Genomic DNA, 7,291 nt, shown 5'->3' on the forward strand with positions numbered 1-7,291 from the left:
CCATCCGGTCAAGGACCTGACCACTGGCAAGGTCGAGATCGTGTCCATGAACCACGGCTTCACAGTGGACCGCGACAGCCTGCCGAGCCCGGTGGTGGAGACCCACGTCTCGCTGTTCGACGGCACAAACGCCGGCATCGCCCTGAAGCACCGTCCGGTCTTTTCGGTGCAGCACCATCCTGAGGCCTCACCTGGTCCGACGGACTCGCTCTACCTGTTCGAGCGTTTCGCGGGCTTCATGGATGCGGCTCGCTAGCTCAGAACGACAAAACCCTCCCGCCGCGGGGCGGCGACGGGAGGGCTTCGGCGATATGTCGAGGCCAGGGAGATCGGCCCCGACGCGCGCGGGTGCGGCGCCTAGGGCATCAGCACCGTGTCGACGACGTGGATCACGCCGTTCGACTGGTTGACGTCGGCGATGGTGACCTTCGAGGTCCCGCCCTTGGCGTCATGGACCACCAGGCCGCCGCCCATCGCCATGACCGTCAGGCTTTCGCCCTCGACGGTCTTCAGCATGGCCTTGCCGCCGCCGGCCTTTACCTTGGCCGACAGATCGGCGCCCGACAGGCGGCCGGGCACGACGTGGTAGGTCAGGACCTTGGTCAGGGTCGCCTTGCTCTCAGGCTTGACCAGGGTCTCGACGGTGCCGGCCGGCAACTTGCCGAAGGCGGCGTTGGTGGGGGCGAACACCGTGAACGGACCTGCGCTCGACAGGGTATCGACCAGGCCTGCGGCCTTGACGGCCGTCACCAGCGTGGTGTGGTCCTTCGAGTTGACGGCGTTCTCGACAATATTCTTCGACGGATACATGGCGGCGCCACCGACCATGACCGTTTTCTCGGCGGCCATGCCACCCGTCATTTGAGCAGACGCCGCGCCCGTCAGCAGACACGCGACAGCAACACCGGCGCCAAGCGCCGAGATGAACTTGTTTGACATCGAGTTTTTCCTAGAATTTCGGTCGCGAACTCGGCGACACCTAGGATACGGGTGAGCTTCGACTATAGATGCATGCCGGCGATATTTTTCACGGCACTCGCCGAGATCATATCTTGGCGAGTTCGCCGATCGCCGCGACGGGTCCCGAAGGACCCACCTGCTTGGAGCCGCCCAAAGGTTCGACCGAAACCGCCAGCTTCGCGCCCTCGGTGATCATGGGCATCATGTCGGGGCTCATCGGCATCGACTTCGACGCGCCGGGCTCCACCAGCCCCAGCGAGCGCGGCTTGCCGTCGGCCGGGATCAGCCACAGTTCGTGGCTGTGGTTCGGGTCGGCGCCCGGCGGAACCAACGAGGCCACCAACACCGACTTCCGCTCCGGATCGTAGGCCGCCAGGAACAGCGGCTGGCCGCCGTCGGACGCCAGGCGGGCGTTCAGCATCGGCGCCATCGGCGGCGGGGCGGTTCGGATCACGACGGGCGGCTGGTTGGCCAACATGGCCGCCGCGGCGATGCTGGCCGCGGCCAGGCCCATTGAGCCCATGGCCGTCCCGCGCCAGATCGCCAGGCGCTTCAGCAGGCCGGTGTCGTTGTCATTCGCCGGCAGGGCCCGCTCGATCCGGGGCCACACACCTGCGGACGGCTCCACAGACGCCACCCCGTCCAGCATCGGGGCAAGACGCTCGCGCCACGCCTCGACGTCGGCGGCGAAAGCTGGTTCGCGGACCATGCGCGTCTCGGCGGTCGCCCGCTCGCGGGCGTTCAGCACGCCCAGGGCGTGTTCGGCGGCGAAGGCTTCGTCGTCCGGCAGTTCGGGTCCGATGTCGCTCATCGCTCCAGGCACCCCTTGAGCTTCAGCAGGCCACGACGGATCCAGCTCTTCACGGTGCCCAGCGGCGTATCCATGCGCTGGGCCAGGGCCTTGTAGGTGACGCCTTCATAAAAGGCCGTGCGGATCACCTTCTGGGTGCGATCATCCAACTCCGACAGGCAGCGCCCCAAGGCCTGTCCGTCCTGAGCCGCGGCCAGCAGGGTCTCGGCGCTGGGCTTGCCGTCGTCGATCTCCAGCTCGTCGACCTGCTCGGCATAGGCCAACGGCCCGCGGGCCCGCAGCCGGTCGATGGCGCGGTTGCGCGCGATGGTCGAGATCCACGTCATGACGCTGGCCCGGCCCGCCTCGAAGCGGTCGGCTCGTCTCCAGATCGTCAGGTAAACCTCTTGCAACACGTCTTCGCTCTCATCTCTGTCGGAGAGGATACGGAGACAGACGCCGAAAAGCTTCGCTGAGGTGGCCTGGTAAAGTTGTCGCAGGGCCGCTCGATCGCCGGACGCGATGCGCGGCAACAGTTCGGCGAGCGGATCGATTGAGGTTTGCGCGTTCAAACTGGGGGATCGCAGGCCGTTTTACGGACCGCGAAGCTGCCCCACGCCAGGGCGCCAAGGCAACCCCGAAATAGCGGTCGGGTGTTCAAGACGCCGCAGTTCGGAGCGCCCGAAGGCGCTCCGACCTGATTCTCAGGAGCCGCCCAGTGTCGCGCGGACGCCCACATAGAAAAGGCGGCCCAACGGAGAGACCGGATAGGTGTAGTCGTCCGGCTCAGGTTCCTGATTGGTGAAGTTGTTGATCCCGCCATAGACGCTCCAGGCGTCGTTGACGGCGTAGCGGACCTGGATGTCATGGGTCATCCGCGCGTCGTACCTTATGTAGCGAGGATCGACATAGTCGGGTTCGTTCTCAAGCGTCGCCTGCGTATACCTCAGGGTCTTGTCGAAGTAGTTCAGGCCATAGTTGACCAAGAGATCATTCCACTTCCAGGTCACGTCGAGGTTGACCTGCCACTCCGGCGCCTCGAGCTCGCCCAGATCGTCGTCCGGCTCCGCGCCGGAGGTTTCGACGAACACCAACTTGTCCAGCTTGTTACCGACCACGGAGAAGTCGAAGGTGCCGATGTTGCGCTGGATCCCGAATTCGGTCGGATCTAGCTGATAGCGAGCGGTGAAGTCGTAGCCGGCCGTTTGATAGGAGGCAATGTTTCCTGGCACCTGCTGGAACGACGTCAGCCGACCCGGATTGAACCCGCCGGCGGTGCGTTGGACCAGATCGCAGAACTCGTTCGGCTGAGGCAGGTCGTAGCAGTTGTTTACGATGGTCTGGGATTCATAGGACTGGATCGCGTCCGTGATCTCGATGTCGTAGTAGTCGATCGAGAACGAGAAACCGCTCAGGAAGCGCGGGGTGAAGACAAGCCCCACCGTGAAGGTGTCCGCCTCCTCCGGCGCGAGGTCCGGATTGCCGGCGATGAAGCCGCCAACCGCTTCGGAACTATTGTTGATGAAGGTGCTGGGATCGACGCCTAGCGCGGTCAGGGTCGTGGCGCAGTTCTGGCGACGCAGGGTGGGGTTCTCACCCTGTCCGAGATTCTCGACCGAGCACGGGTCTGAGAAGGTGCCGAAGGTCTGCTCGTTGCCGCGGAACAGGTTGACGATGTTCGGCGCCCGGACGGCCTTGGCCTTGGTGGCGCGGAACATGATGTCCTGCACCGGCCGCCAGCGGCCGTTGATGTTCCAGGTGCTGGTCCCGCCGCTGGTCGAATAGTCGGAATAGCGATACGCGCCGCTCAGGGTCAGTTCCTTGGCGAACTGGACATCGCGCAGCAGCGGCACCGAAATCTCGCCGAACGCCTCCTTCACGTCGAACTCGCCCTTGGTGCGCACGCCGCGGCCGACGCCAGAGATCGGATACTCCAGTGTCTCGCCCAGCACGGCGAGCGGCGAGGGTCGGAAGTCGCTCTTCTCCTTGCGATACTCCAGGCCCGCCACGAACGAGATCGGACCCGCCGGGAGTTCGAACAGGCCCGTGGTGTCCCCGGTGACGAAACCATTCAGTACATGCTGGTCGATCGTGGCGTTCTGTTCGGACTCGCCGTTGATCCATGCGACCGCCTCGGCGGAGTTCCTGCCCTCTCCAAAGATGTTAAGCGGCAGGCAGCCAGAGTTGGGGCCAGGCGTGAAGGTGCCCTTGCCAAACGCGTCGGATGGAAACGCGAACTGGCCGAAGACGTCGCCGATCGGCACGGCGCCGGGCGTGAGGTTCGAGCGGCAGACGGGCTGGCCGGTGGCCGGATTGATCACCACGTCGGTCGCCGCGTAGTAGCGGTCGTTCAGGCGGACATTGGCGGCCAGCGAAGACTGCTTGGCCCGGCCGAAGACATAGGACGCCTCGTAGCGGATGTTCTCCGAGACATCCCCTTCGATCCCGCCAACGACACGGAAGGTCTGGCGTTCGATCTCGTAGCGCTGCTTGCCAAGGTCGAAGTTGTCGCGCGCCACCAGGACGCCAGTCGGCAGGCCGAAGGCGGCCGCCCCATCCGGAGTGGCGAGACCGCCCGGCGTGCGGGCGTCGGCCAGGACGTTGGCCGGCAGGAACGGGTTCTCGTCCGAGATGAACAGGCCGTAGTCGTAGCTCGGCTGGGCCTCGAACTCGGTATCGCTGGTGGTGAACTTGAATTCGCCGAACAGCCGGTGGTTGTCGTTCAACTCGAAGCTGGCGCGGCTGCTGAGCGTGATGCGCTCCAGGCCCGGCAGCAGATCGTCGTTAAAGTCGTCGAGCCGAGAGCCCGAACCGCCGATCATGAAGAAGCCGCCGGCGTACCGGCCTTCGATAAACGGCTGGCCGTCGCCGAGGAAGCTGACGCCCGCGGTGGTCGGGGCGGTGCTGAAGTTGGTGTAGACCGAGCCGCCCGGCGAGGTGTCGATGTAGCGGACGTCGCGCGCCAGGATGTTGTCGAAGATGTTCGGATCGTCGGCGTCGGCGTTGAAGGTGCCCGGATCGTCCGGATTGCTGATCAGGATCCCGCGCTGCCCGGCCCGGGAGTAGCGCCGCTGGTTGAACTTGACCGGGTCGTCCTTGGCGTACTCCAGGCCAAACATGAAGTTGCCCCGGTCGCTGGCGAAGTTGCGGCCGACCAGGGCGCTGACGAACTGGCTGGACCCGCCGCCATCCTCCGTCCAGCCCGTCTGGGCGCGCATGTCCACGCCTTCGAAGTCCTTCTTCAGGATGAAGTTGACCACGCCGGAGACGCCGTCCGCGCCATAGACCGCCGAGGCCCCGCCGGTGAGGATCTCGACGCGGTCGATCATCGCGACGGGAATGGCGTTCACATCGACCGAGGCCGTGCCCGGATCACTACCCACATGGCGGCGGCCGTCGACCAGCACCAGCGTGCGCACGGTCCCCAGGTTGCGGAGGTTGAGCAGGTTGAGGCCCGCGCTATCGGGGCTCGACGTGTCGGCGCCGTCCGAGAGGTCCTGAGACGCCGTCAGCGCCGGAATGTCGGTGAGGAACTCCGCGACATTGGTGGTGCCGGAGAGTTCCAGGGCTTGCGAACCCAGGGTCGTGGCCGGGTTGGGCGCGTCGTAGTCCTGCAGGCGCAGCCGCGTTCCGGTGACAACGAGTTCTTCGACAGCCACCTGATCGACGCGAGAGGCGGTCTGGGCGAGCGCCGGTTGGGCGCAAAGCAACGCCAGCGCCGCACTGGGCAGCAAGGAACTGGCAAGCAACTTGGACTTGTTGGTCATGAAATCCCCAAAATTTACGAAGGGGGTCTCGAACCGCCGTTTCCGACATGCACCCACCTCGCAGCGACGACGCGCGGGCGGCGCCGAATGTTCCGGGGGTCCGTCACAAATCGGTAACTGTTACAAATTCAACACAACCTGGCGTTCCGGCTGTCGCCACTGGGACTTCAGCCGTCGACCGTTGGGCCGCCGCGCGGCGTGGTCGCCAGGACCACTGGCGGCAGCGGAACCGACGAAATTGAAGGCTCCGCGCTGGCGGTCGACACGGCCGAACCTAGGAACAGCCAAAGCATCGATTTTCAGGTCTCCAGACCGAACTCAAGTAACTCGTGCATAACGTCGGGTCGCAAAACCTTCGCAGGCCTGTAGGGCAAAGGCCGCAACGTCCATCGGTGAGGCCATCTAGTCTTGCAGACAGCCGCCTTTCGCCGCCAAATTCCAAGTCGTCACGCAGCCAAGACCAGTGTTCGGCGGATCATCTTGCGGGGTGGATGGAACCGCGCTACGGTTCGCAGGTCAAACTCGTACGGTTCGGCTGAATTTCCTTATCCCGCATGGGATTCCGGACCTGCTCCCCGATCCTTCGAGACCTTTGATCCGTTGCTCAAACCGCTTGGGCCGCGGGCATATCCATCAAGGACGTATATCTCTATGGCTACCGGCACTGTGAAATGGTTCAACGGAACCAAGGGCTACGGCTTCATCCAACCCGACGACGGCGGCGCTGACGTCTTCGTGCACATTTCGGCCGTCGAGCGCGCAGGCCTGCGTAGCCTGAACGAAGGCCAGAAGGTCACCTACGAACTGGAACAGGATCGTCGCAGCGGCAAGATGTCCGCCGGCAACCTCCAGGTCTAGGCGACCGCAAGAGGGCCCTAGTGGCCCCTCTGCCAGAACGACGATGGGCCGGCGGAAACGCCGGCCCATTTTCGTTGGGTCAAACCGCCGCTTGCGCCCAGGCGACTCCCTCTCTAAACGGCCCCCTTAACCTGCAGTTTGACCGGGACCGGGCGCGCTTTCAGAGCCGCGGCCGCCCTTGCGCGCGAGTAGACATGCCCAAACGCACCGACATCTCGTCGATCCTCATCATCGGCGCCGGCCCGATCGTCATCGGCCAGGCCTGCGAGTTCGACTATTCGGGGGTCCAGGCCTGCAAGGCGCTGCGCGCCGAGGGCTACCGCATCGTGCTGGTCAATTCGAACCCGGCCACGATCATGACCGATCCCGACGTGGCCGACGCCACCTATGTCGAGCCGATCACGCCCGAGATGGTCGAGAAGATCATCGCCAAGGAACGCCCCGACGCCCTGCTGCCCACCATGGGCGGCCAGACCGCGCTGAACACGGCGCTCGCCCTGGAGGCCAGCGGCGTGCTCGCCAAGTACGGGGTCGAGATGATCGGGGCCAAGGCCGACGTCATCGACAAGGCCGAGGACCGTCAGAAATTCCGCGACGCCATGGACAAGCTGGGTCTCGAGAGCCCCAAGTCCAAGGCCGCCCACTCCATGGAAGAGGCCCTGGAGGGCCTGGAGTTCGTGGGGCTGCCGGCCATCATCCGGCCGTCCTTCACGCTCGCCGGCACCGGCGGCGGCATCGCCTACAATGTCGAGGAGTTCCGCGAGATCGTGGAGCGCGGCCTGGACCTCTCGCCCACCACCGAGGTGCTCATCGAAGAGAGCGTGCTGGGCTGGAAGGAGTACGAGATGGAGGTCGTCCGCGACAAGGCGGACAACTGCATCATCGTCTGCTCCATCGAGAACATCGACCCGATGGG

6 protein-coding genes and 1 pseudogene are annotated in these 7,291 nt (G+C 64.9%); 3 read left to right on the forward strand and 4 right to left on the reverse strand.

The features are described from left to right. A partial coding sequence (locus tag RMO04_RS19750; protein ID WP_405041522.1) for a glutamine amidotransferase-related protein occupies positions 1–256 on the forward strand: 256 nt, incomplete at its 5' end. A gap of 101 nt (positions 257–357) precedes the next feature. Here RMO04_RS19750 and RMO04_RS19755 read toward each other — a convergent pair. The 4 genes from RMO04_RS19755 to RMO04_RS19770 all read right to left on the reverse strand — a co-directional run bounded on the left by RMO04_RS19755 (position 358) and on the right by RMO04_RS19770 (position 5,517). Further along, positions 358–849 (reverse strand): fasciclin domain-containing protein, encoded by a 492-nt coding sequence (locus RMO04_RS19755; RefSeq protein WP_309646481.1) that lies wholly within the window; start codon positions 847–849, stop codon positions 358–360. A gap of 196 nt (positions 850–1,045) precedes the next feature. Beyond that, positions 1,046–1,771: an anti-sigma factor domain-containing protein gene (locus RMO04_RS19760; RefSeq protein WP_309646482.1), complete on the reverse strand. Its 726-nt coding sequence runs from the start codon at positions 1,769–1,771 to the stop codon at positions 1,046–1,048. Then, complete coding sequence (locus RMO04_RS19765; protein ID WP_309646483.1) at positions 1,768–2,322, reverse strand: sigma-70 family RNA polymerase sigma factor; 555 nt, start codon at positions 2,320–2,322, stop codon at positions 1,768–1,770. The genes RMO04_RS19760 and RMO04_RS19765 overlap by 4 nt, the downstream gene beginning before the upstream one ends. Positions 2,323–2,454: 132 nt before the next feature. Beyond that, the gene (locus RMO04_RS19770; protein WP_309646484.1) at positions 2,455–5,517 is read right to left on the reverse strand and encodes a TonB-dependent receptor domain-containing protein; all 3,063 of its coding nucleotides are present in this window, start codon (positions 5,515–5,517) and stop codon (positions 2,455–2,457) included. A 651-nt stretch (positions 5,518–6,168) separates the two neighbouring features. Between RMO04_RS19770 and RMO04_RS19775 the strand changes: the two genes are divergently transcribed. Next, positions 6,169–6,375, forward strand: a complete 207-nt coding sequence (locus RMO04_RS19775; RefSeq protein WP_056732141.1) for a cold-shock protein — start codon at positions 6,169–6,171, stop codon at positions 6,373–6,375. A gap of 194 nt (positions 6,376–6,569) precedes the next feature. Further along, a pseudogene (locus RMO04_RS19780) lies at positions 6,570–7,291 on the forward strand (carbamoyl phosphate synthase large subunit); the annotation flags it as partial.

This window comes from Phenylobacterium sp. (assembly GCF_031412415.1).
Classification (GTDB): Bacteria; Pseudomonadota; Alphaproteobacteria; order Caulobacterales; family Caulobacteraceae; genus Phenylobacterium.